We start from the raw sequence: 25,077 nt of genomic DNA, 5'->3' as shown, positions 1-25,077 counted from the left end.
GAGCAGATTGACGCCGATGCCGCGCTCGTCAACCTTGTAGCAACGCCTCCTCCCTAGGGTGCGAGGTTTCCCGCCCGCTTTGTCTCGATAGGTCCTACCGCATGTCCGTCGTCGATGGCCTCCGCCGCCTGCTCAAACCCCGCCATATCGCCGTCGCGGGGGGGCGATTGGCGTCCGTGATCATCCGCGAATGCGACCGCATCGGCTATGCCGGGCCGATCTGGCCCATTCATCCCGACAAGACCGAAATCGCGGGACACAAGGCCTACAAGACCGTAGCGGATCTGCCCGAGGCGCCCGACGCGGTCTTCGTGGCGACGCCGCGCGAGCCCACGGTCGACATCGTCGCGGCCCTCGCCGAGCGGGGAGCCGGCGCGGCCGTCTGCTATGCCGCCGGTTTCGCCGAAGTCGGCGAGGAGGGCGCGGCGCTTCAGAAGAAACTGGTCGAGCTCGCCAAGGGCATGCCGATCGTCGGCCCCAATTGCTATGGCGTGCTCAACCTGCTCGATGGCTGCGTGCTCTGGCCCGATACCCATGGCGCCGAGCGGGTGGAGAAGGGCGTCGCCATCATCACCCAGTCCGGCAATATCGCCCTCAACATGACCATGCAGCGGCGCGCCTTGCCGATCGCCTATGTCATCGCCGTCGGCAACAAGGCGGTCGGCGATCATGGCGACTATATCGAGGCGCTGCTGGCGGACGAGCGCGTCACCGCCATCGGGCTGCATGTGGAATCGATCGATGATGTCGCCCTGTTCTCCAAGGCGGCGATCAAGGCGCTGGAAAAGGGCGTGCCGCTCGTGGTCCTGAAGACGGGCCGCTCGGAGATCGGCTCCGAGATCGCCATGAGCCACACCTCCTCGCTCGCCGGTGCCGATGCGCTCTACAACGCCTTGTTCGCCCGCTATGGTGTCGCCCGCGTGGTCGATGTTCCGGCCTTCGTCGAGACGCTCAAGCTCATGCACCTGTTCGGTGGCCTGCCCGGCAAGCGCATCTCCTCGATGAGTTGTTCGGGCGGCGAGGCGGCCCTGATTGCCGACCTTGCGGCCGACCGTGATCTGGAGTTCGCACCGATCCCCGCGGAGAATGCGGCGCGCCTGCAGGAATTGCTCACCGACAAGGTGCATGTTTCCAACCCGCTCGACTACCACACCTATATCTGGGGCAATGAGCCGGCCAACGAGGCGGTTTTCACCGAGATGCTGAACTCGGGCTTCGACCTCAACCTGCTGGTGCTGGATCAGCCGCGCACCGATCGCGGCCTGGTGCCGGATGGCGGCTTTGCCGCCGCCCGTGCTGCGATCACTCGGGCTGCCGCAGCATCGGGTGCCCGCGCCGCCGTGGTTTCCTCGCTTCCGGAGAACATGCAGGAGGAAGATGCCAAGGCGCTGCTCGCCGATGGCGTGCTGCCGATGCAGGGCATGGGCGACGCGCTGACCGCCATCACCCACGGCGTCGACTTCACCATGGCGCGCGCAGGCTGGGAGAAGCTCGTCCCCTTACGGAAGGTCGCGCGCATCGAGGTCGGCAAGGCGCGCCTGCTCAGCGAATATGAATCCAAGCATTTGCTCGGCCGTCACGGCCTGGAGCTGCCGCCCAGCCGTATCGCCGGCACGGTCGAGGCCGCCTCGACGGCTGCCGCTCTCGGCTTTCCGGTGGCGATCAAGATCCACAGCGACAAGATCGCCCATAAATCCGATGTCGGCGGCGTCAAGCTAGGCCTGCGCTCGCGCGCCGACGTGACAGATGCCGTCGCCTCCATGTCGCATCTCGGCGATCGCTTCCTGGTCGAGCGCATGGTGGAGGGTGCCGTCGCCGAACTCATCGTCGGCGTGGTGCGCGATCCCCAGTTCGGGCCGACGCTCACCGTCGGGGCCGGTGGCGTCCTGGTTGAGATGCTCAAGGACGCGGCCGTGATGCTGCTGCCTGTTACCGCCGAGGAGATCCGAGAAAAGCTGATGAGCCTGCGTGTCGCCCGCCTGCTGGAAGGCTTTCGCGGCAAGCCGCGCGGCGACATTCGCGGCACCATCAAGGCCATCCTGGCGATCGCCGACTTTGCCGAGCGCCATGCCGACCGGCTGGTCGAACTCGACGTCAATCCGCTCTTCGTGCTGCCCGAGGGCCGTGGGGCCATCGCAGCCGACGCGCTGGTCCGCATGCTGGATTGAGACCAGGAGTGCGGACTTCCAGTTCGCTCTGCCATTTGCTGATTTTAGAGCGGGCAACCGGCCTGCCAGGGAGATTGCCATGTCTGAATCCGTCAAGCTCGAACGCCGTGGCGCGGTGCTGGAGGTCACGCTGGATCGCCCGAAGGCGAATGCCATCGATCTCGCCACCTCCAAGGCCCTTCACGCCGCCTTCCGCACCTTGCAGGATGATCCGGAGCTGCGTGTGGCGATCCTCACGGGTGGAGGCGAGCGCATCTTCTCCGCCGGTTGGGACCTGAAGGCCGCCGCTTCCGGCGCCGAAGAGCCGGACACCGATTTCGGGCCGGGCGGCTTTGCCGGCCTGACCGCCTTCTGGGCACTGACCAAGCCGGTGATCGCGGCCGTCAACGGCGTCGCCATCGCTGGTGGCTGCGAATTGGCGCTGGCCGCCGATCTCATGGTGGTGGCCGATCACGCCGAATTCGCCTTATCGGAAGTCACCGTCGGCCTCGTCGCGGATGCCGGCGGCATTCAGCGCCTGCCGCGCCGCATTCCGCTCGCCATCGCCAGCGAATTGTTGCTCACTGGCCGCCGCTTCACGGCACAGGAAGCCCATGGCTGGGGTCTCGCCAACCGCGTCGTGCCGATGGCCGAGCTGATGACCACGGCGCGGGAGTTGGCGGATACCATCGCGGCCAACGCGCCGCTGTCCATCGCCGCGGTCAAGGCCATCCTCGCCGCCACCGAAGGCATGGGCGTGCGCGAGGCCTATGAGCATGTCTATGCCGGCAAGGTGCCGGAGCACCGCGCCATGCAGCTTTCCGAGGATTCACGCGAGGGAGCCAAGGCTTTCGTCGAAAGGCGCGCACCGGTCTGGAAGGGGCGGTAACCGGGGGCACTCCCAGGAAGAGCCGGCTTATTGCGGCCTGGTATCGGTCTCTCCAGACACACCTGACAAAGCCGTGTGCAAGATGGAGCTCGTGCGAAGGAAAACGATGATCCCCGCGCGCCATCTTGTATTTACACTTGACGCATACCGACCATTTGGTATGTATATCACATGTCAAGACCCACCAAGCAATCGCCCGAACGTGGCCATGCCCGAAACCGCCTCCTGGAGGCGGCGCGGGACGTCATCCGCGCCAAGGGCTTCGCCGCCACCTCCGTCGATGACATCTGTCGCGCGGCCGATGTCACCAAGGGAGCCTTCTTCCATCATTTCGGCAGCAAGGAAGTGCTCGGCGTCGCCGCGGCGGAATTCTGGGAGGAGACGACCACCGGCTTCTTTCAGGTCGCGCCCTATCACGCCCCGGCTGATCCCCTGGAGCGCGTTCTCGCTTATGTGGCCTTCCGCAAGGCAATCATCGTGGGCGACCTGCCCGAGTTCACCTGCCTGGTCGGCACCATGGCGCAGGAGGTCTATGAGACCGCCCCCGACATTCGCGATGCCTGCGGGCACAGCATTTTCGGCCATGCCGCCACGCTGGAGGCCGATATCGAGGCGGCGCGGCGCGAGCACGGCATTGCCGGCGACTGGACAGCCGAAAGCCTGGCGCGGCACACCCAGGCCGTCATCCAGGGCGGTTTCGTCCTGGCCAAGGCGGGCAACGATCCCGAGCTGGCGCGGGAAAGCCTCGATCATCTCGACCGGTACATCCGGCATCTGTTTCACCTCAGCGGGGAGCATGCGCAATGAGCGAGACCACGACGATCGGCTGCAACTGCGGACGGACACGCCTGGAGGTCAGGGGCGCGCCGATCCTGGTATCGGAATGCCTGTGCAATTCCTGCCGGGCTGCCGCGGGCCGCTTGGCCAAGCTGCCCGGCGCCAGGCCCATACTCACCTGCCACGAGGCCACGCCCAGCGCCGAATATCGCAAGGACCGCATGCGGATACTGTCCGGCGCCGAGCATCTGAGCGAATTCCGGCTTTCCGACAAGGCAGGGTCACGCCGTATCGTCGCCACCTGCTGCAATACCCCGATCTTCCTGGAAATGAAGGGCGCACATTGGATCAGCCTCTATCTCCATCTGTGGCCCGAACGGGCGCGGCCGAAGGCCCAGATGCGCACGATGGTCGGCGACCTGCCCGATGCGTCCGGCCTGCCTGAGGACATCCCCAATCTGAAAACCCATACGATATCCTTCTATGCCAAGCTGCTCGGGGCTTGGATCGCCATGGGCTTCCGCGTTCCGAAGCTGGACGTCGCGACGAAGGTCGAAGCCTGACACCCCTTGTCATGGCGGCGATCGCGCTGTTTATCTCTGGGCCATGGCGCATCGCCCGAATCTCCTGACTATCGCTCCCGGCTCGCCTTTTCTGGAGACGCTGGTCGACGCCCTGCTGGATGGCCGGCTGGTGCCGGGCTTTGCGCCGCGCGAGGATCCGCTCGCGCTCGCAAGTGCAACGCTCTATCTGCCGACCCGCCGCGCCATCCGCGCCTTGCGCGGCATCTTCCTCGACAGGCTGGGCAGTGACGCCGCATTGCTGCCGCGCCTGAGGGCGCTCGGCGAAATCGACGATGACGAGGTCGCCTTCGCCGAGGCGAGCGACGATCTGCCGGAACCGGTCGCCGGGCTCGACCGCCAGGTCGCCCTGACGCGGCTGATCCTGCAATGGAGTGCGGCGCTGAAGCAGGCCCTCCTGCCGGTGCCGGGTGAGGAAGGGGCTGAACCGCTGCTGATTCCCTCCTCGCCGGGCGATGCGGCAGGGCTTGCGGCCGAGCTCGGCAATTTCCTCGACGGCCTGCAGATCGACCGGGTGGCGCCTGAGGCAATCCTCAATCTCGGCGAGAGCCATGCCGGGCTTTATGACAAATATTGGGACATCACGCTGCGCTTCCTCGAGATCGCCACCGTGCATTGGCCTGACCATCTCAAGGAGATCGGCCGCAGCGACGCCGTGCTCCTGCGCAATGCCCGCATGGAGCGCGAGGCTGCCAGGCTTTCCGGAAACCCCAAGACAGGCCCGGTGATCGTGGCCGGCTCGACCGGCTCCATTCCGGCCACCCGCGACCTCATCAAGGCGGTTGCCGCCCATCCCCGGGGCGCGGTCGTCCTGCCGGGCCTTGACCTCGACCTCGACGCCATCGGCTGGAACGCCATCGGCAAGGGCGAGGGAGCCCCCGGCCATCCCCAGGCGGGTCTTGCTGCCTTGCTGACCGATATCGGCGCCGAACGCGTCAGCGTGACCGAGCTCGCCTCGCCGCCCTCGCCTCTGGCGCTGCGCGCAGCCCTGGTGTCGCAGGCCCTGCGGCCGGCGGAGACCACGGATCTGTGGGCCGCCCAGCGGCATGTCGAACCCGCGGCGATGACCGAGGCTTTTGCCGGTGTCGCCCTGATAGAGGCGGTGCATGAGGGCGAAGAAGCCCTGGCGACGGCTCTGGTGCTGCGCGAGGCCTTGACGGTAGCAGGCCGCAAGGCGGCGCTGGTGACGCCGAACCGCCAACTCGCCGAGCGCGTGGTCACCGAACTCGGCCGCTGGGGCATCGAGGCTGACGACAGCGCCGGCCAGCCGCTGACCCAAACTCCGCCCGGCCTGTTCGCGCGCTTGGTGCTCGACGCCGCGCTGCATGATTTCGACCCCATCACGCTGTTGTCCCTGCTCAAGCACCCGCTGGCGCGCCTTGGTCTGTTACGTGCGGATCTGGAGCGGGCGGTGACGGCGCTGGAGATCGGCGCCCTGCGTGGCCCCAGGCCGGCCGGCGGTCCCGCCGGTCTTGTGGCGGCCCTGGCGCTCGGCAAGGCCTCGCTCGGCGATCCCCATTGCCCATCCGCCCGGCGGGCTTTGAGCGAGGAGGAATGGACCGGAGCCGAGGCTGTGATCGAGGCCTTGACCGCCAGGCTCGAACCCTTCGCGGCACTGCTGCGCCAATCCGAACCCTTGCCTGCCGCCAGCTTTTTCGCCGCGCATCGCGCTGCCGTGGAGGCCCTGGGCGAAGTGGCGCCCGACGAAGGTGAGGGGCTCAAGCAAGGTGAAGCCGGTGAAGCGCTTACGGGCTTCCTCGACGATCTCGGCACCATCGCGCCCGAGGCTCTCTGCCTGCCGGCGCATGAGTATCCCGGCCTGTTCGCGGCCCTGATCGCCGGGCGCTCGGTTCGGGGCGGCGAGCCCAAGCACCCACGCATCGCCATTTACGGCCTGCTGGAGGCTCGCCTTCTGCCGGTCGACCGGCTGGTGCTGGCGGGGCTCGACGAAAGCGTCTGGCCGCCCGACGTCAAGACCGATCCCTGGCTGAACCGGCCGATGCGGGCGGCAATCGGCCTGTCGCCGCCGGAAAAACGCATCGGCCTCGCCGCGCACGACTTCGAGCAGGCGCTCGGCTATCGCGATGTGGTGATCACGCGGTCGCTGAAGCGCGGCGGCTCGCCCAGCGTGCCGTCGCGCTGGCTGCAGCGGCTCGGCGCCTTTCTGGGGCCGGTTTTCGGGGCCATGCGTGCAAGGGGCGAGCATTATTGCGCCCTCGCGCGCCAGCTCGATGCGGCCGAAGGGCCGCCGCCCCTGCTCACCGCGGCCAAGCCCACACCACCGCTTGCGCTGCGTCCGACCCGTCTGTCGGTCACCCAGATCGAGCACCTCGTGCGCGATCCTTATACGATCTATGCCCGCCACATCCTCAGGCTCGAACCGCTCGACGAGATTGCCATGCCGCCCGGGGCGGCTGAAAGGGGCACGCTGATCCATGGTGCGCTCGAACGTTTCGCCGCCCTTTGCGCAGACGGGGTGCCGCCGGATGCCCTCGGGCGCTTGATGGCCATCGGCGAGGAGCTCTTCATCCCTCTCGTCGATTTTCCCGAGGTTCTAGCCTTCTGGCGGCCGCGCTTTGCGGCCATCGCCGAATTCCTGGTGGAATGGGAACGCGAGCGTCGGCCACGCCTTGCCCGCGTGCTGAGCGAGATCCCCGGCAAGCTGACCTGGTCGACCCTGGCCGACCGGGCCTTCACACTGTCCGCCCGTGCCGACCGCATCGAGGTCGCCCCCGATAGCCGGGTTACCATCCTCGATTTCAAGACCGGTCAGGCGCCGACGGCCAGGCAGGTGGAAACGGGCCTCGCGCCGCAATTGGCGCTGGAAATGGCGATGCTACTCGAGGCCGGTTTCAGCGGCGTGCCGGCACCCGAGGCTTTGGGCGATCCCGCCATCGTGCATCTTGCCGGCGGCGGCAAGGGGCCGAGCGAAAAGCCGTTGATCTTCAAGGACACCACGCCGATCGAGGTGGCCCTGCAGAGCCTCGAACGGCTCAAGGCCCTGATCGACCGTTTCGAGAACGAGAGAACGCCCTACACCTCCCTGCTGCACCCGATGTTCAAGGGGCGGCGCTATGGCGACTATGACCATCTTGCCCGGGTGCGCGAATGGTCTGTGAGCGCGGAGGAAGCATGACCCCGCGCAAGCCCTCTGCCGACACGGTTCACCATCAACGCCTGGCCTCCGATCCCTCGCTGTCGGCCTGGGTGTCGGCCAATGCCGGCTCGGGCAAGACCACCGTGCTGACGCGGCGTGTCATCCGCCTTCTGCTCGCCGGTATCGATGCATCCGCCATTCTATGCCTCACCTTCACCAAGGCCGCGGCGGCGAACATGCAGAATCGCATCTTCGCCACGCTCGGCCAATGGGCCGTCGAGGAGGAGGGCAAGCTCATCGAGGCGATCGAGGGCATCACCGGTTTCAAGCCCGACGGCGCCGGCCTCAAGCGCGCGCGCCAGCTCTTCGCAGCGGCGATCGAGACACCCGGCGGCCTGAAGATCCTCACCATCCATGCCTTCTGCGAGCGCGTGCTGCACCTGTTTCCCTTCGAGGCCAACGTCCCGGCGCAGTTTTCGGTGCTGGACGACAGGGCCGCGCGCGAACTGCTCGATACAGCCCGCACCAGCCTGATCCTGGAGGCGAATGCGCATCCGGACGGCGGGCTCGGGCGCGCCATGGCGCGACTCCTGGAAGATACCGGGGAGGGCGCCTTTGACGGTCTGCTCGCCGAAATCACCTTCGAACGCGAAGCCCTGCGTCCCTTCCTGAGCGGGAAGGGCGCTGCCGATGCGCTTAGCCAGTTGCGCGGCCTGCTCGAACTGAAGGAGGGCGAAAGCGTCGCCACCATCGAAGCCGAGATCGATGAAGCCTCGATCCCCCTCACCGAATGGGCGGCGATCGAGGCTGCCATGCGGGACTATGACAGCAAGCGCATCCTCGATCTTGCCGACAGGCTCGGCGCCGCAATCGCGGCTGCGCCGGCACGGCGTGGTGAAGCCTGGCGCGCTGTCTATCTCACCGGCACGGGCGAGGCGCGCTCGGCCAATGCCTTCCTCGTCAAGGATTTCAGCAAGGACTACCCGGCTTATGCCGAGCAACTCCTCGCCGAGCTGGAGCGGATCGCCGGGCTCCTGCAGCGCCGGAAGGCGGCCGCCGCCTATGAGCGCAGCGAGGCTCTGATTGCCGTTGCGGCGGCTTTGCTCGGGCGATACAAAGCCGGCAAGGTAATGCGGGCAGCGCTCGATTTCGATGATCTCGTTCAGCGTACGGCCGATCTGCTCAGCCGGGCCGGCGCCGAATGGGTGCTCTACAAGCTCGATCGCGGCATCGACCATATCCTGGTCGACGAAGCCCAGGACACCAGCCCAGCCCAGTGGCATATCATCGCGATGCTGGCGCATGAATTCACCTCGGGCTCGGGTGCGCGCAGCGAGCGGCGCACCATCTTCGCCGTGGGCGACGAGAAGCAGTCGATCTTCTCCTTTCAGGGCGCGGCGCCGGCGGAGTTTGCCCGCATGCGCAGCCATTTCCGCCACAAGGTGGATGAGGCGGAGGAGCGTTTCGAGGCGATCGAGCTCAAGCAATCCTTCCGCTCGACGCCCGATATCCTCAAGGCGGTCGATCATGTCTTCGCCGCCGCCGACAACCGCCGCGGACTGTCCTCGGACGACGTCGCCACCGTGCATGAGACCGTGCGGGCTCTCGATCCCGGCCGTGTCGAGGTCTGGCCGGTGGAAAAGCCGCAACCGGCGGCCGAGATCACCGCCTGGGACGCGCCTTTCGACGAGACGCCCGTCTCCAGCCCGGTGGTGCGTCTCGCCCGCAAGATCGCCGCCGCGGTGAGCAGCCTCATCCGGGAGGGTGATCCCGCCACCGGCGCGCGCTACGATGCCGGCGACGTCATGGTGCTGGTGCGAAGCCGCAACGCTTTGTTCGAGGCGGTGATCCGCGCCCTGAAATTCGCCGGTGTGCCGGTGGCCGGTGCCGACCGCATCGTCTTGACCGACCATATCGCCGTGATGGATCTCATGGCGCTTGCCCGGTTTGCTTTGCTGCCTGCCGATGACCTCACCCTCGCGACGGTGCTCAAGACCCCGCTCGTCGGGCTCGACGACGAGGATCTCATCCGCCTGGCGCCGGGCCGCAAGGGTACGCTCTGGGCCGCCTTGGCCGTGGCTGCGCAAGAGGATGAGCGCTTTGCCTCCGCCTTTGCCCGCCTCACCGTTTGGCGTACGGAGGCCGCCGGCAAGACGCCCTTCGCCTTCTTCGCTGACATCCTGGCTCGCGACGGCGGCCGGCGTATCATGCTCGCCCGCTTCGGGGCGGAGGCCGCCGATGCGCTGGACGAGTTCCTCTGCGTGGCCGGCGATTATGAGCGGGCCAACACCGCCAGCCTGCAGGGCTTTCTCGCCTGGCTCGCCGAGGCCAAGGCCGAGATCAAGCGCGACATGGATGTGGCGCGCGGCGAAGTGCGCGTGATGACGGTGCATGGCTCCAAGGGGCTGGAGGCGCGCGTCGTCATCCTGGCCGATACCTGCAGCGCACCGGACGGACGGCACGATCCCAAGCTCTTCTTTTTGCAGGCACCGGGGCGGCCCGCTGGCAGCGAGATCCCGGTCTGGTCGCCCAGCAAGGCCTCCGACCCGACGCCGGTCGCAGCCGCCCGCGATGCGATCCGGGCCGAGAACGAGGCTGAGCACCGCCGCCTGCTCTATGTCGCCCTGACGAGGGCCGAAGACCGGCTCGTCATCGCCGGCTTCGAGGGTGCCACGGCGCGGCGGGCAGGCAATTGGTACGACATGATCGCCGACGCCCTACGCGAAGCAGGTGCTAGGGTCGAGCCGGACGGCGAGGGCGAAAGGCTGGTCTATGAGCCGACGCCGCGACGCGCGGTCGAAGGCCGGCCGGCAAGGCGTGAGGATGCGACGGTGCCGGCGCCGGCCTGGCTGCGCCAGAAGGCGGCGCCGGAGCGGGCCGAGGAGGTCTCCCTTGCCCCCTCCGAGACCGAGCATCCCGAGGAACTGCCCGGGCTCGTGGGCGCGGCGGCGCCTGACGGCAGGACCTTGCGGCGCGGAGCGCTGATTCACGCCTTGCTGCAATATCTGCCGGATGTCGATGCGTCGGCTCGGCGCGAGCAGGCGCTCGCCTTCCTGGACCGGGCGGCGGCGCAATGGCCGGAGGATCACGCAGCCTGGGCCGAGGAGGCCCTGTCGGTGCTGGCCTTACCAGCCCTCGAACCGTTCTTCGTCCCCGGCAGTCGTGCCGAGGTCGCCTTGGCCGGCCGCATCGCCCGTCCAGGCCGGGCGGATTATGCCGTGTCCGGGCGGATCGACCGCCTGGCCGTCGGGCCGGATGCTGTCTGGATCGTCGACTTCAAGACCAACCGCCAGCCTCCCCGCGGGCTCGACGCGGTACCGCAGGCCTATCTCAGCCAGCTCGGGCTCTACCGACATCTGATGAAGAGGCTCTATCCGGCGAAAGATGTGCGGGTCGCCCTGGTCTGGACGGCGACGGCGGAGATCATGGAGCTGCCGGCGGAGCGGCTGGAGGAGGCGGTGCGGGCGATCATCGGGTAGCATCGGCATGGATGCTTCACCCCTCATCCGGCTGCCGCCACATGCCTGACAGGCCTGATGATGCAATCCCGCGTCTGGTCGAGTTCATCCAGTTCGGCGGCGTGTCGCTGTCCCCAGTCGCACAGAGCCAGCAGCACCGGTTCGAGGCTTTGTCCGAGCAGCGTCGCCGAATAGTCGACGCGGGGCGGGACCTGCCGGAAGATTTCGCGATGGACGAGCCCATGCTCCTCCATCTCGCGCAATTGCTGGATCAGCACCTTCTGGCTGATCTCGGGCACCAGCCGCTTCAGTTCGGAAAGGCGCTTGGGGCTATCCAGCAGATAATACAGGATCACCGCCTTCCAACGGCCCGAGATCACCTTGAGGGCTCGCTCGACTGGGAGCATGGGCAGGCGCTTGATCGGCTCCGTCATGGTTACCTCCAGGTCTGTATGGCACAAAAGAGTGTGTAGAGACAAAACGGTAAATACCACAGAACCGGGGGTCATTCGAGACCAACCCCCGGTGAACCATGAAAGCCATTCGTCTGAGCCGCTTCGGCACCCCCGACGTCCTCAAGCCCATCGACCTGCCCGTCCCCGTTCCCGCCGAGGGGGAGGCGCTGATCCGCATGCAGGCCGCCGGGGTGAACTATTTCGAGGTGCTGATACGGCAGGATCGCTATGCAATGACGCCCGAACTGCCGATGGTGCTGGGTGTCGAAGTCGCCGGCATCGTCGAGGCGCTCGGGCCCGGCGTCACCATGCCGGCGATTGGTACGCGAGTGGCCGTGCCCCTCTTCGCCATGGGCCGGGCCGGTGGCTATGCCGATTATGTCATTGCCGAAGCCGCCTCGCTGGTGCCGCTCCCGGACGGCCTGTCCTTCGAGGTGGCGGCCGCTCTGATGGTGCAGGGGCTGACCGCCCTGCACCTCCTTCGCCGGGCCCCGCCGCAGGCTAAGTCGATCCTGATCAACGCCGCCGCGGGCGGGGTAGGATCGCTGCTGATCCAGCTCGCGCGTAGCGCCGGTGCCCGCCAGGTAATCGCCGCTGCCGGGTCGGCGGAGAAGCTCGATCTTGCACGATCCCTCGGGGCGGATCTCGGCGTCGACTATCGCAGCGCCGGCTGGACCGGGCACGTGCTGGCGGCGACCGGCGGGCTGGGTGTCGATATCGCCTATGACCTCGTCGGCGGGCCAGGCACCGGGGCCTGTCTGGAAGGGCTCGCTCCGGCTGGAGAGCTCGTCTGTGCAGCCATGGGGCGATTCGAGCTCGGCAAGCCCGAGGTCGAAGCCCTGCTGGGGCGCAACCAGTCCGTGAAAGGCTTCGCCTTGCTGCCCTTGCTGACATCAGACACGTTGCACGCCGATCTCAGTGATCTTTTCGCGCAAGCAATGGCAGGCTCGCTCAAGGTAACAATCGGAGGCCGTTTTCCTTTGGAACGGGCCGCCGAGGCACATGAGAGCCTGCAATCGCGCCGGAGCGTGAGCAAGGTCGTTTTGGTGCCATGACGGGGCTTCCTTCATGCCCTTGCAACACCCATCTAGAAGGAGCGGTTGACCGATTTTCTCGGTCGCCTCAGGATCGGCAATCGCGCTGCCCACCGGACGGATGAGGGTTCATGACGTCAGACAAATACGGCGTGGACGCGCCCTGGATACGGAATGGAACAGGGGCCTGCAAGGCGGTCAGGATCGCCAAAGCCGAGGATATGGCATTGCTTGCCGCCTGCGACTTCTCCTTCCTCATCACGCAGATAGCCGTCGGCCCATTCGACGGGCCTCGGTTGGGGCGGGTCGCGCAGGTCGAACCGGCCTATCGCAAGAACTATGGCTTCGATGGGCAAGAGGTCGGCAGCTATATCGACGGCGAGGACAGCACTTTGTTCGTGGTCGAGACGCAGGTTGGCCTGCCCGTCGGCTATGCTGCGGTTTCGCATGGCTGGAATGACTTTGCCTTTGTCGACGACATTGCGGTTGATGCGAACCATCGAGGCAGCGGCTTGGCCCGGCAATTGATGGATGCCGCGGTGGCCTGGGGTTTACGCCAGGGCCTGCCCGGCATACGCCTGGAGACGCAATCCAACAATGTCGGCGCCTGCCGCTTCTATGAGAGCTATGGTTTCGAGCTCGGCGGCTATGATCGCCATTTCTACGAGGCTCTGCATCCCGGTACCGAAGAAATCGCCCTGTTCTGGTATTTTCGGTTTGAAACCAAGCCTGGAAGATACTGATACCAAGAGGCATTGAAAATGACTCATGGGTCCATCCCGCGATTTTCGCCAAATCTTTGATTTGGTGTCGGAAATCGCGGGGAGGGGGGCAAGTCTCGTATGCATCAACATATTCGAGGCTCGGTATGACACATTGAAGACGTGTCTTCCTGGAATCGCGGACGTCCCCTCCGCTCTTCCTCTGTTCAATGCTTTCAGGAAGCGGACATCGCGACATGCAGGCATGTCGCAGAGACGTCCGCGCTCCCCGGGGGCATTAACCCAGCAGCAGGCTGTCGTCGTCGAGCTGCTCGCCGCGCACCTTGCTGAACAGCTTGAGGAGATCGGGCACGTCGAGGCCGCGGCGATGCTCGGCGTCGAGATCGAAGGCGACCTGTCCCTCATGCAGCATCACCGTGCGGGTGCCGTAGTCGAGGGCATGCCGCATCGAATGGGTCACCATCAGGGCGGTGAGCTGCTGTTCCTCGACGATCTTGCGGGTGAGTTCCAGCACGAAGTCGGCGGTGCGCGGGTCGAGCGCCGCGGTATGCTCGTCGAGCAGCAGGATCTTCATGCCCGTCAGCGTCGCCATCAAGAGGCTGACGGCCTGGCGCTGGCCGCCTGAAAGCAGCCCCATCGAGTCGCCCAGGCGGTTTTCCAGTCCGAGGCCGAGAATGGAAAGCTTGTCGCGAAACAGCGCGCGCCTGGAGCCGTTGAGCGAAGCGCCGAAGCCGCGCGAGTGCCCGCGCGCGAAGGCGAGCGCCATGTTCTCCTCGATCGACAGCCTCTCGCAGGTGCCGGCCATCGGATCCTGGAATACGCGGGCGATCAGCCCGGCGCGGCGTGGCGTCGGCCAGCGCAGAACGTCGACGTCCTCGATGACGATGCGGCCGCGTTCGGCCGGGGCATCACCGCTCAGGACATTCAGGAGGGTGGATTTGCCGGCGCCGTTCGAACCGATCACCGTGAGGAACTGGCCGGTCGGAATCGTCAGCGAGAGCCCGCGCAAGGCGCGGTTCTCAAGCGGCGTACCGCGGCCGAAGGTGACGTGGATGTCCTTGATCTCGATCATCGCCGCCTCCTTACTTGGACGCTGACTTGGGCGCGGGCGCAAAGATCGCACGCAGCCGGGGGAACTGGCTCGGCAGGATCAGTGCCAGGCCAACCAGAACCGAGGTCACCAGGTTCTGGTCGCTGGAATTGAGCCCGATGGTGCGCGACCACTCGGAATTGAGCGCGAGCGCGATGGCGAGGCGGTAGAGGATGGCGCCGACAACGCAGGCGACCAGCAACCAGGCGATGGAGCGGGTGCGAAACAACGTCTCCCCGAGAATGACCGAGGCAAGGCCGCCGACGATGGTGCCCGTGCCGAGCGTGATGTCGGCAAAACCGCTGGTCTGGGCGAACAGGGCGCCGGCGAGGGCGACCAGGGCGTTCGAGATCGCCATGCCGACATAATTATGCAGCTGGGTGGAGACGCCTTGCGCCCGCGCCATGCGCGGATTGGCGCCGGTCGCCCGCATGGCGAGGCCGAATTCGGAATTGAGAAACCAGCTGAGCAGCGCCCAGACGATCAGCACGATTACGCCGAGCATCCAGACTTTCAGCTGATAGGAAGGCGGAGCCCAGCCGAAGATCGCCATCAGATGGTCGCGTGTCCAGGTCACCAGCGTTTCCTGGTTGAGCAGAGGGACGTTGGGCCTGCCCATGATGCGCAGATTGATCGAGTAGAGCGCCGTCATGGTCAGGATGCTGGCGAGCAATTGCAGGATGCGGAAGCGGATGTTGAGCCAGGCCGTCATCATCCCGGCCAGAGCTCCGGCAAAGATGGCCAGGGCCGTTGCGCTGAAGGGATCGAAGCCCGCAACGATGGCGGCGGCGGCCGTCGCGGCACCGAGCGGATAGGAACCATCGACTGTCAAGTCGGGAAAATCGAGCACCCGGAACGATAAAAACACGCCCAGCGCGATCAGCGCATAGATCAGGCCGATTTCAATCGAACCGACAAAAGCGAATAGGCTCATGCATCAATCCCAACAGGAACAGGAGAAGACGCCGACACTGGCATGCCCCGGCGTTCTCCAAGGCTTGTTATTACTTTGCAACGTCCTTGGCACGCGCCAATACGGCCTGCGGCAAGGGAGCGCCCATCTTTTCGGCGGCCTTGGCGTTGACGACCAGGCTGACGCCTTTGGAATTCTCGACCGGGATGTCGCCGGGCTTCTCGCCCTTCAGCACGCGGGCCGCGACATGGCCGGCCTGACGGCCAATCTCGAACTGATCGAGGCCGAGAGCGGCGACCGCGCCACGCCCGACGCTGTCGGGATCGCTGGCGAACACCGGCAGGCGGCTGTCGAAGCCGACCTGCAGCACCGATTCCAGGGCCGAAACCACCAGATTGTCGTTGGGGATGTAGATCGCATCGGCCTTGCCCACCAGACTTTGCGCGGCTGCGCCCACATCGGAGGATTTGGTTGCGGGAGAAGGCAGGATTTCCAGCCCGCGTTCACCTGCCAGCTTGCGTAGCGCCTCGATCACCGACAGGCTGTTGACCTCGCCGGAATTATAGACGACGCCCACCACCTTGGCTTTGGGCAGGACCTCCTTGATCAGGTCGAGCTGGCCGGCCGCGGGCGGAAAGTCGCTGACGCCGGTGATATTGCCGCCGGGTTTGTCGAGGGTCTTCACCAATTGCGCGCCGAGCGGATCGGTCACGGCGGCGAAGACGATGGGGATGTCCTTGGTTGCCGCGGCGACGGCCTGGGAGGAGGGGGTGGTGATCGGCACGATCACGGCCGGGTTTTCGCCGACGAATTTCTGGGCAATCTGGGCCGCCGTGGCCGGGCTGCCCTGGGCCGATTCATAGAGGATGGTGATGGCCTCGCCCTCCGCATAGCCCTTGTCCTTGAGGCCGGCCTTCACGCCCTCGCGGATGGCGTTGAGCGAGGGATGTTCGACGATGGCGGTGATCGCGACCACCGGTTTGTCGGCCGCAGCGGCGCCCGTGACGGTCGCGACCTGGGCGAAGCTGGCGAGAAGAACGGCGGCAAGGCCGAGAGAACGGAGGGGGATCATGGCGCGGCTTGCTCGGAATGGGTTGATCTTATGAGGGCGGCCGCGCAACGCGCGGCCGCCTGCCCGGTTATGATGATCCGGATTACTTGGAGAGGCTCATTTCACGACCGTCTTGGCCTTGGCGACCAGATCGGCTGGCAGCGTCACGCCCATCGGGCCGGCGGTCTTCTGGTTGAGGAAGAGGTCGGTGGCGGAGGGGACGGCCACGGGAATGGCGCTTGGCTTCTCACCCTTGAGGATGCGGACGACCATCTCGCCGGCCAATACGCCGGACTTGAAATAGTCGACGCCGATGGAAGCGACCGCGCCGCGCTCGACGCCATTGGTGTCACCGGAGAAGACGGGGATCTTGTTTTCGGTTCCCACCGTGATCACCGCTTCCAGGGCCGAGACCACCAGATTGTCGGTCGGCACGAAGATGGCATCGGCTTTGCCGATCAGGCTCTGGGCCGCAGCGCCGACATCGGCCGACTTGGTGGCCGGTGCCTCGATCGTCTCCAGGCCAAGGGCCGCGGTCGCCTTCTTCATGGCCTCGAGCTGGACGACCGAATTGGCCTCGCCGGGATTGAAGATGAAGCCGATCTTCTTGGCGTTGGGCGCAATCGCCTGGATCAGCTTGACCTGGTCGGGCATCGGGGTTGCGTCGGTCACGCCAGTGACGTTGCCTTCGGGCTTGGCGGGGTCCTTGACGAGCTGGGCCGCGACAGGATCGGTCACGGCGGTGAACACGATCGGAATGTCCTTGGTGGCAGCGAGGGCAGCCTGGGCCGATGGCGTGGCGATACCGACGATCACATCGGCTTTCTCGCCGACATATTTCTGGGCGATCTGCGCTGCGGTGGCGGGGCTGCCCTGGGCCGTCTCGAACTGGAAGGAGAGGGTATCGCCATCCTTGTAGCCGGCATCCTCCAGGGCCTTCTTGACACCGTCGCGGGCGGCATTGAGAGCCGGATGCTCGACGATCGAGGTTACGGCCACGGTCTTCTTGTCGGCAGCAAAGGCGGCGCTGCCGAGGAGGGCAAGTGCCACGCCGGCTACGAGTGTCAAACGATTGATACGCATGTGGTTGTTTCCCCCTTGCTCGCGAATTTTCCGCCAGGGTGGCGGCCATTCGGGGCTTGTAAGCGACAACCGATCAACCAAACGCCGCGGCAATGCAAGATGCTCGTGCGCTCGAAATCGGAAAAATTCACCAAACATGGAAGGGCGCCCATTCAAGCGCCCCTTTTGGAAAGATTATTAAACTGAGAGGCTCTGACGCGAAATCTTGCCTGTGTATCGCTGGTGCCAGTTTTGCAGGCTGGGCGGCTTTTGTGCGGGATGTATGGGGCGCGGGCGGTGGGTATGAGGCACCTTTGTGTCTGCGCCCGAGAGCTTTCTGAGCAGACTCACCTACTCGCTGCTTCCATGCGGAGTGAGATGCGCCGTTTGGCCGGGTCAATCATCATGATCTGCACTTTTACTTTCTGTGCGACGGAGATGGTCTCACCCAATTCTTCGTCCCAATCAGCTAATCCTGTCTCGGGGTAGTGGATCAGGCCTTCGATGCCGTATTCCAATTCCACGAATATACCGTAGTCGGTAATGCTGGTAACGCAGCCTATTGCCACGGAATGCAAGGGATATTTGGTGTCGATATCTAGCCACGGATCGGGTTGGAGCACTTTCATGCTTAGGGAAGCATGACTTCTATTAAGACTAATCGCACGGATTTTTGTCTTGATACGTTGGCCTGGACTCAAAAGAACGCTGGGATGAGGCACGCGGGCCCATGAGATGTCGACAACTAAGAGCAGGGCCACGATATCGTCGATGCCATCGATATCCACGAAGGCGCCGTAGTCTTCAACGCGTTTTACGGTGGCTTCGATTATTTGGCCTACTTCAAGATCGTGGAAGCAGGTTACGATTTCCGGGCCTTGCGGGAAGTCGCTTACTTGCCGAGACTCGCGGGTTACCGGCACCTTGCGGGAGGCTTCCTGCCCCGTAATGGTCGTCCCTGATTTGGGGTGGCTCATAGAGTTACCCTACGCCATCGGGCTTTCGTCGCAAGATGCATGTAGTCAAGTTTTCGGCGAGCTGCTGTTCACTCTCTATGTTGTGACAGCCGAGGCTCCATGCCGGTCTGAAGACCGGCACACCAGTTTGACGCGCCTTTCTCGGTGCCGGTCTGAAGACCAGCATGGGCCACACGACGTTGGCGAGAGGACCAAAAGAAAGGGCGCGAACCCTGTAGGTCGCGCCCTTTCTGCAATCGTGGTGGCTCCGAGAGCCGGCTGAGAAGCCGGCCCTCCGGCTTACTTCTTCTCGGTGCGTGCGCGCAGCGCGGCGCCGAGAATGTCGCCGAGCGAAGCGCCGGCATCGGACGAACCGTAGGTCGCGATGGCTTCCTTCTCTTCGGCCATTTCGAGGGCCTTGATCGAAACCTGGACCTTGCGGGCCTTGCGGTCGAACTGGATGACGCGGGCGTCAACCTTTTCGCCGGCAGCGAAGCGCTCGGGGCGCTGATCGGCGCGATCGCGGGCCAGATCGCCGCGGCGGATGAAGGCCGTGAGGTCGGTGCCGGTGATCTTGACGTCGATGCCACCTTCCTTGACGTCGGTGACTTCGCAGGTGACGACCTGGTTCTTCTTCAGTTCGCCGGCATCGACGAAGGGGTCACCGGCGAGCTGCTTGATGCCCAGCGAGATGCGCTCCTTCTCGACGTCCACGTCGAGCACCACGGCCTTGACCATGTCGCCCTTGCGGAAGTCGTCGATGACCTGCTCGCCCGGACGGTTCCAGTCGAGGTCGGAGAGATGGACCATGCCGTCCACATCGCCGTCGAGGCCAATGAACAGGCCGAACTCGGTCTTGTTCTTGACTTCGCCTTCCACGACGCTGCCGTTCGGATGCTTGTCGGCAAAATCTTCCCAGGGGTTGGAAAGGGTCTGCTTGAGGCCGAGCGAGATGCGGCGCTTGATCGGGTCGACCTCGAGGATCTGCACTTCCACTTCCTGCGAGGTGGCGACGATCTTGCCGGGGTGGACGTTCTTCTTGGTCCACGACATTTCGGAGACGTGGATCAGGCCTTCGATGCCCGGCTCCAGTTCCACGAACGCGCCGTAGTCCGTGATGTTGGTGACGCGGCCGGTGAACTTGGCCTGCAGCGGGTACTTGGCGTCGATGCCCAGCCACGGATCGGCCTGGAGCTGCTTCATGCCCAGCGAGATGCGGTGCGTCTCGTGGTTGATCTTGATGATCTTGACCTTGACCTGCTGGCCGATGGTCAGAAGCTCCGTCGGATGGTTCACGCGGCGCCATGCGATGTCGGTGACATGCAGGAGGCCGTCGATGCCGCCGAGATCAACGAACGCACCGTAATCGGTGATGTTCTTGACCACGCCGTCGACCACCTGGCCCTCTTCGAGGTTCTGGACGATCTCGTGACGCTGCTCGGCGCGGCTCTCTTCGAGGACCGTGCGGCGGGAGACGACGATGTTGCCGCGGCGGCGATCCATCTTGAGGATCTGGAAGGGCTGCGGAACGTTCATCAGCGGGGTGACGTCGCGGATCGGACGGATGTCGACCTGGCTGCGCGGCAGGAAGGCCACGGCGCCGTCGAGGTCGACGGTGAAGCCCCCCTTGACCTGGTTGAAGATGACGCCGTCGACCTTTTCATTGGCTTCGAACGACTTCTCGAGCTTGACCCAGCTCTCCTCGCGGCGAGCCTTGTCGCGCGAGATGACGGCTTCGCCCAGGGCATTTTCGATACGCTCGAGATAGACCTCGACGATATCGCCGACCTTGATCGCGCTGTCGCGACCCGGGCCGTTGAATTCCTTCAGAGCTACGCGGCCTTCGGTCTTGAGGCCGATATCGATGACCGCGAGGTCCTTCTCGATGGCGACGACAGTACCCTTGACGACCGAACCTTCGGCCATGTCGCTGGTGCCGAACGTCTCGTCGAGCATCGCAGCGAAATCTTCACGCAGCACGTTTGTCTGTACGGACATATGTTTTCCTGGCGCCGGCGGTTGGTGTTGATCATCGTTTCCGGAAGGCGGCAGGGCTGCTGGAGCAGCCACAGGCGGGGTGTTTTAGGAAAAACACGCCCGGCCGGCGCAAGGCCCGCACTGCGGAAACGTCTTTCTGGTCTATTTTTCGGACGCTTGTCTCATCGAAGATGACAGCTGAGCGTCACATGGGCGGTTCCATATCAAGATGGAAGGGGTAGAGCAAGATGAAAGGCGATTTTTCGCCGTTTCCCAGCCGCTGAGAGCAGGAACCCGGCCAAAACGACGATGGATGCGGTTGAGCGGCGGCAAAGCGCCCGCTTATTCCGGCATCGCCTGCTGCAGCACGCTCGGGGCGCCTGTCCGATAGTCTTCGCGCAGGGGATGGAAGACGTCCATGGTCCGGCAGGCCGTCAACGCCCGGCCGGAATGCGGCGCATGGGGCGGCACCACCGCGACCATGCCCGGCTTCAGCACCGTGCTCTGGCCGTCGACCGTGACTTCCAATTCGCCTTCGAACTGATGCACCACCTGCTCATGCGGGTGTGAATGCAAGGGTAGCGTGGCTCCCGCGTCGATCTGCCAGAGTACGAAAGTCATCGAAGCCGAATGCATGAAACGACCGTGGAAGCCGGGAATGACTGTACGTGGTTCGATCTTGTCCCAGTCGAAGAGGGTGCCGGACATGGAAGTCTCCTGGGATGCCAGAGAGTTCACGCCTTCTCGCGCAATGTCTCCAGAGCCTTCCTGACCAGCGGATCGATGCCTTCGCCGCCTGCGTCCAGGTGGGCGAAGATCTGGTTGCGCATGCGCGGCTCCCAGAATTTGCGGATATGCTCGGCAATACCGGGGACCCGCACCTCCTCGCGCTGGGACGCGAAGAACATGCCGATCTGGTTGGCCATCCTCACCAGTTTGGCAGACGGGTCATGTGCATGGCCATCATGCGCGGCTTCATCATGCGACATGGGCGAGTTTCTCCGAAACGATGCGATGGGGATGGGTGAAGATCTCGAAGCCGTCGGAGCGGGCGATGCCGATCAGCGTGATACCCGCTTCCTCGGCGGTGCGGATGGCCAGCGCCGTGGGGGCGGAGACCGCCACCACGATGGATGCACCCATCGAGGCCGATTTCTGCACCATCTCCACCGAGATCCGGCTGGTGAGGACGACGATGCCCGGAAGGCCCTGGGAAGCGGGAGCGATCGAACGCCTGGCCAGGGCGCCGGCCAGCTTGTCGAGCGCATTGTGCCGGCCGACATCCTCGCGCAGGGCGATGAGGCCATCCGCCTTGGTCCAGAAGGCAGCGGCATGCACGGCACGGGTCTTGTGGTTCAGTACCTGGGCGGGCGTGAGCGAAGCGAGGGCGGTTTCGATATCGGCCGGTGACAGCTTGAGCTCACCGGTGACCGGTCGCGGCTTGCGCACTGCCTCGGTCAGGCTGTCGATGCCGCACAGGCCGCAGCCCGTGGGCCCGGCCAGTATGCGCCTGCGGGCGGCAAGCGCTGAGCCGCGATCGCCCCTCAGCCACATACGCAATTCGACGCCTTCCTCGTAATCGACGCGTTCGAACTCGGTAATGTCGTCGAGAGAGGCGATGATGCCTTCGGTCAGAGAGAAACCGTAGGCAAAGTCCTCGAGATCGACAGGGCTTCCCATCATCACGGCGTGGGAGCCGCCGTCATAGACCAGCGAGATCGCCATCTCCTCGGGAACCGTGCGCTCGCCCGGCGTGAACACGCCGTCACGCCAGGCAAAGCGGGAGATGGAGCGGACGGGATCGGTCATGGTGTTTTTCTCCTTCTCCCCCTGTGGGACCTGGCACTTCCCATGGAAGTGCCATGGGTGGCCGAAGGCCGGACGAGGGGGTGGATCAACCTCTCAATCCCTGATTTCAGCAATATGATTCGCATAGGTCACGAGACCCCTCCTCCCCCTTGCGGGATCTGGCACTTCCATGGGAAGTGCCAGATCCCGCAAGGGAAGAAGGGTGCTGTTCTCACTCCGCCGCGATGCGACGCGAGTTCTTCGCCATCGCCTCATATTCCTCCTGCCACTGCGACGGGCCGTTGGAAGGCATGACCTGCACCGCCGTCACCTTGTATTCGGGGCAGTTGGTCGCCCAGTCCGAATAGTCGGTGGTGATGACGTTGGCCTGCGTCGAGGGATGGTGGAAGGTGGTGTAGACCACGCCCGGCGCCACGCGATCAGTGATGGTGACGCGCAGCGAAGTCGAGCCGGAGCGGCTTTCCAGGCGCACCCAGTCATGATCTCGGATGCCACGCTGCTCGGCGTCGTGCGGATGGATTTCCAGCACATCCTCCTCGTGCCACATCGAATTTTCGGTGCGCCGCGTCTGCGCGCCGACATTGTATTGCGACAGGATGCGGCCGGTGGTGAGCAGCAACGGGAAGCGTGCGCCGGTGCGCTCGTCGGTCGGGATATATTCGGTGACCATGAAGCGGCCTTTGCCGCGCACGAAATGGTCGATATGCATGATCGGCGTGCCCTCGGGCGCCTTGTCGTTGCAGGGCCACTGCACCGAGCCGTCCCGCTCCAGCTTCTCATAGGAGACGCCGGCGAAGGAAGGCGTGAGGCGGGCGATCTCGTCCATGATCTGCGAGGGATGCTCGTAGGGCATGGGGAAGCCCATGGCTTCGGCGATCAGCAGCGTGATTTCCCAGTCGGCATAGCCGGCCTTGGGTGCCATCACCTTGCGTACGCGCTGGATGCGGCGTTCGGCATTGGTGAAGGTGCCGTCCTTCTCCAGGAAGGAGGAGCCAGGCAGGAAGACATGGGCATAATTGGCGGTTTCGTTCAGGAAGAGGTCCTGCACGACAACGCATTCCATCGCAGCGAGGCCCGCCGTGACATGCTTGGTGTCGGGATCGGACTGAACGATGTCTTCGCCCTGCACATAGAGGCCGAGGAAGGAGCCCTCGACGGCGGCGTCGAGCATGTTGGGAATGCGCAGCCCCGGTTCCTTGTCGAGATGGACGCCCCAGAATTCCTCGAACATGTGACGGACTTCATCGCCCGCGATATGGCGATAGCCCGGCAGTTCATGCGGGAACGAGCCCATGTCGCAAGAGCCCTGCACGTTATTCTGGCCGCGCAGCGGGTTCACGCCGACGCCGCGGCGGCCGATATTGCCGGTAGCCATGGCGAGGTTGGCGATCGCCATCACCGTGGTCGAGCCCTGGCTGTGCTCGGTGACGCCGAGGCCGTAATAGATGGCGCCATTGCCGCCGGTGGCATAGAGGCGGGCGGCGCCACGCACCAGTTCGGCCGGCACGCCGGTATATTTTTCCACCGCTTCCGGCGAATGCCTGGGATCGGCGACGAAGCTGGCCCAGTTCTGGAATTCGTCCAGGTCGCAGCGCTCACGCACATAGTCCTCGGCGACCAACCCCTCGGTGACGATGACATGGGCAAGCGCCGTCACCACCGCAACATTGGTGCCCGGCTTGAGCGGCAGATGATAATCGGCCTCGACATGAGGCGTGCGCACGATGTCGGTCTTGCGCGGATCGATGACGATCAGGCGGGCACCCTGGCGCAGGCGCTTCTTCATGCGCGAGCCGAAGACCGGGTGGCCGTCCGTCGGATTGGCGCCGATGACGATGATGACGTCGCTGTCCTCGACCGAGTCGAAGTCCTGCGTGCCGGCCGAGGTGCCGAAGGTCTGGCCGAGGCCATAGCCCGTCGGCGAATGGCAGACACGGGCGCAGGTATCGACATTGTTGTTGCCGAAGCCGCCGCGGATCAGCTTCTGGACCAGATAGGTCTCTTCATTGGTGCAGCGCGAGGAGGTGATGCCGCCGATCGAGGCCTTGCCATGCTTGGCCTGGATGCGCTTGAACTCGGAAGCGGTGTAGGCGATTGCCTCTTCCCAGCTCACTTCCTTCCACGGATCGGTGATCTTGGAGCGGATCATCGGCTTGAGGATGCGCTCCTTGTGGGTCGCATAGCCCCAGGCGAAGCGGCCCTTGATGCAGCTATGGCCGCGATTGGCCTTGCCGTCCTTATAGGGCACCATGCGCACGACTTCCTCGCCGCGCATCTCGGCCTTGAAGGCGCAACCGACACCGCAATAGGCGCAGGTCGTCACCACCGAATGTTCGGGCTGGCCGATCTCGATCACCTTGCTTTCGGTGAGGGTGGCCGTCGGGCAGGCCTGCACGCAGGCGCCGCACGAGACGCATTCGGAATCGAGGAAAGCCTCGTTCATGCCCGGCGAGACCCGGCTTTCGAAGCCGCGGCCGGAAATCGTCAGCGCGAAAGTGCCCTGCACTTCCTCGCAGGCACGCACGCAGCGCGAACAGACGATGCATTTGGAAGTGTCGAAGGTGAAATAGGGGTTGGAGGTGTCCTTATCGAGGCCGAGATGGTTGTCGCCCTCATAGCCGTAGCGCACTTCGCGCAGGCCGACGGCACCAGCCATGTCCTGCAATTCGCAGTCGCCATTGGCGGCGCAGGTCAGGCAGTCGAGCGGATGGTCGGAGATATAGAGCTCCATCACGCCCTTGCGGATCTCGGCGAGGCGCGAGGTCTGGGTCTTGACCTTGATGCCTGGCGCGACGGGTGTCGTGCAGGAAGCCGGCGTGCCGTTGCGGCCCTCGATCTCGACCAGGCACATGCGGCAGGAGCCCCAGGCGTCCACCATGTCGGTGGCGCAGAGCTTGGGGATCTGCGTGCCCATCTCCATGGCAGCGCGCATGATCGAGGTGCCCTCGGGCACGGTGATTTCCTGGCCGTCGATGGTCAGAGTGACCATCTTCTCCGACTTGGAGAGCGGCGTGCCGTAGTCGATTTCGTGGACGAGGGACATTGACTGTCTCCTTGGG

The 25,077-nt window shown here is 64.8% G+C and carries 19 protein-coding genes; 8 read left to right on the top strand and 11 right to left on the bottom strand.

Features of this window, described 5'->3' with window-relative positions:
- Positions 1–101: 101 nt before the first annotated feature.
- The 6 genes from ACR9ZN_RS21190 to addA all read left to right on the top strand — a co-directional run bounded on the left by ACR9ZN_RS21190 (position 102) and on the right by addA (position 10,970).
- Complete coding sequence (locus ACR9ZN_RS21190) at positions 102–2,168, top strand: acetate--CoA ligase family protein (RefSeq protein ID WP_481273110.1); 2,067 nt, start codon at positions 102–104, stop codon at positions 2,166–2,168.
- A gap of 79 nt (positions 2,169–2,247) precedes the next feature.
- Positions 2,248–3,036, top strand: coding sequence for an enoyl-CoA hydratase-related protein (locus tag ACR9ZN_RS21185; protein WP_434958413.1), 789 nt, complete (start codon positions 2,248–2,250; stop codon positions 3,034–3,036).
- Positions 3,037–3,207: 171 nt separating this feature from the next.
- Positions 3,208–3,843 (top strand): TetR/AcrR family transcriptional regulator, encoded by a 636-nt coding sequence (locus ACR9ZN_RS21180; RefSeq protein ID WP_481273109.1) that lies wholly within the window; start codon positions 3,208–3,210, stop codon positions 3,841–3,843.
- Positions 3,840–4,376 carry a GFA family protein gene (locus ACR9ZN_RS21175; RefSeq protein WP_454816371.1) on the top strand — a complete coding sequence of 179 codons (537 nt, stop codon included), beginning with the start codon at positions 3,840–3,842 and terminating at the stop codon, positions 4,374–4,376. Before ACR9ZN_RS21180 ends, ACR9ZN_RS21175 begins: the two co-directional genes overlap by 4 nt.
- Before the next feature lie 43 nt (positions 4,377–4,419).
- Entirely contained in the window at positions 4,420–7,530 is a 3,111-nt protein-coding gene (gene addB / locus ACR9ZN_RS21170; RefSeq protein ID WP_481273108.1) for a double-strand break repair protein AddB, read from the top strand.
- The gene (gene addA, locus ACR9ZN_RS21165; protein WP_481273107.1) at positions 7,527–10,970 is read left to right on the top strand and encodes a double-strand break repair helicase AddA; all 3,444 of its coding nucleotides are present in this window, start codon (positions 7,527–7,529) and stop codon (positions 10,968–10,970) included. Before addB ends, addA begins: the two co-directional genes overlap by 4 nt.
- Before the next feature lie 23 nt (positions 10,971–10,993).
- Here addA and ACR9ZN_RS21160 read toward each other — a convergent pair whose 3' ends face one another.
- A complete protein-coding gene (locus ACR9ZN_RS21160) occupies positions 10,994–11,383 on the bottom strand; it encodes a winged helix-turn-helix transcriptional regulator (protein WP_481273106.1) in 390 nt (129 codons plus the stop codon).
- A gap of 98 nt (positions 11,384–11,481) precedes the next feature.
- On the opposite strand from ACR9ZN_RS21160, the gene ACR9ZN_RS21155 reads away from it, so the two are divergent.
- Together ACR9ZN_RS21155 and ACR9ZN_RS21150 are read left to right on the top strand one after the other, a co-directional pair.
- Positions 11,482–12,459: a quinone oxidoreductase family protein gene (locus ACR9ZN_RS21155; RefSeq protein WP_481273105.1), complete on the top strand. Its 978-nt coding sequence runs from the start codon at positions 11,482–11,484 to the stop codon at positions 12,457–12,459.
- 200 nt (positions 12,460–12,659) lie between these two features.
- Positions 12,660–13,181, top strand: a complete 522-nt coding sequence (locus ACR9ZN_RS21150; protein ID WP_481274378.1) for a GNAT family N-acetyltransferase — start codon at positions 12,660–12,662, stop codon at positions 13,179–13,181.
- Positions 13,182–13,437: 256 nt separating this feature from the next.
- Here the strand turns inward: ACR9ZN_RS21150 and ACR9ZN_RS21145 are convergent, their stop codons facing one another.
- The 10 genes from ACR9ZN_RS21145 to fdhF form a co-directional block, all read right to left on the bottom strand.
- Positions 13,438–14,232, bottom strand: a complete 795-nt coding sequence (locus ACR9ZN_RS21145; RefSeq protein WP_434958406.1) for an ABC transporter ATP-binding protein — start codon at positions 14,230–14,232, stop codon at positions 13,438–13,440.
- A 10-nt stretch (positions 14,233–14,242) separates the two neighbouring features.
- Complete coding sequence (locus ACR9ZN_RS21140) at positions 14,243–15,184, bottom strand: ABC transporter permease (RefSeq protein WP_454816359.1); 942 nt, start codon at positions 15,182–15,184, stop codon at positions 14,243–14,245.
- A 70-nt stretch (positions 15,185–15,254) separates the two neighbouring features.
- On the bottom strand, positions 15,255–16,235 hold the full coding sequence (locus ACR9ZN_RS21135; RefSeq protein ID WP_481273104.1) for an ABC transporter substrate-binding protein: 981 nt from the start codon (positions 16,233–16,235) through the stop codon (positions 15,255–15,257).
- A gap of 96 nt (positions 16,236–16,331) precedes the next feature.
- Positions 16,332–17,297 (bottom strand): ABC transporter substrate-binding protein, encoded by a 966-nt coding sequence (locus tag ACR9ZN_RS21130; protein WP_434958403.1) that lies wholly within the window; start codon positions 17,295–17,297, stop codon positions 16,332–16,334.
- Positions 17,298–17,623: 326 nt separating this feature from the next.
- On the bottom strand, positions 17,624–18,253 hold the full coding sequence (locus ACR9ZN_RS21125) for a S1 RNA-binding domain-containing protein (protein ID WP_481273103.1): 630 nt from the start codon (positions 18,251–18,253) through the stop codon (positions 17,624–17,626).
- 279 nt (positions 18,254–18,532) lie between these two features.
- On the bottom strand, positions 18,533–20,230 hold the full coding sequence (gene rpsA / locus ACR9ZN_RS21120; RefSeq protein WP_454816355.1) for a 30S ribosomal protein S1: 1,698 nt from the start codon (positions 20,228–20,230) through the stop codon (positions 18,533–18,535).
- 321 nt (positions 20,231–20,551) lie between these two features.
- Complete coding sequence (locus ACR9ZN_RS21115) at positions 20,552–20,917, bottom strand: cupin domain-containing protein (protein ID WP_434958401.1); 366 nt, start codon at positions 20,915–20,917, stop codon at positions 20,552–20,554.
- Positions 20,918–20,943: 26 nt separating this feature from the next.
- Positions 20,944–21,198, bottom strand: coding sequence for a formate dehydrogenase subunit delta (locus tag ACR9ZN_RS21110; RefSeq protein WP_434958400.1), 255 nt, complete (start codon positions 21,196–21,198; stop codon positions 20,944–20,946).
- Positions 21,188–22,018 carry a formate dehydrogenase accessory sulfurtransferase FdhD gene (gene fdhD, locus ACR9ZN_RS21105; protein WP_481273102.1) on the bottom strand — a complete coding sequence of 277 codons (831 nt, stop codon included), beginning with the start codon at positions 22,016–22,018 and terminating at the stop codon, positions 21,188–21,190. The genes ACR9ZN_RS21110 and fdhD overlap by 11 nt, the downstream gene beginning before the upstream one ends.
- 211 nt (positions 22,019–22,229) lie before the next feature.
- A complete protein-coding gene (fdhF, locus tag ACR9ZN_RS21100) occupies positions 22,230–25,061 on the bottom strand; it encodes a formate dehydrogenase subunit alpha (RefSeq protein ID WP_434958398.1) in 2,832 nt (943 codons plus the stop codon).
- Between the last annotated feature and the right edge of the window lie 16 nt (positions 25,062–25,077).

The sequence above is a fragment of the Labrys sp. HAY1-8F genome (assembly GCF_056754975.1).
Note: the sequence above shows the minus strand (reverse complement) of the source record. Positions and strands in the feature narration are given on the sequence as shown.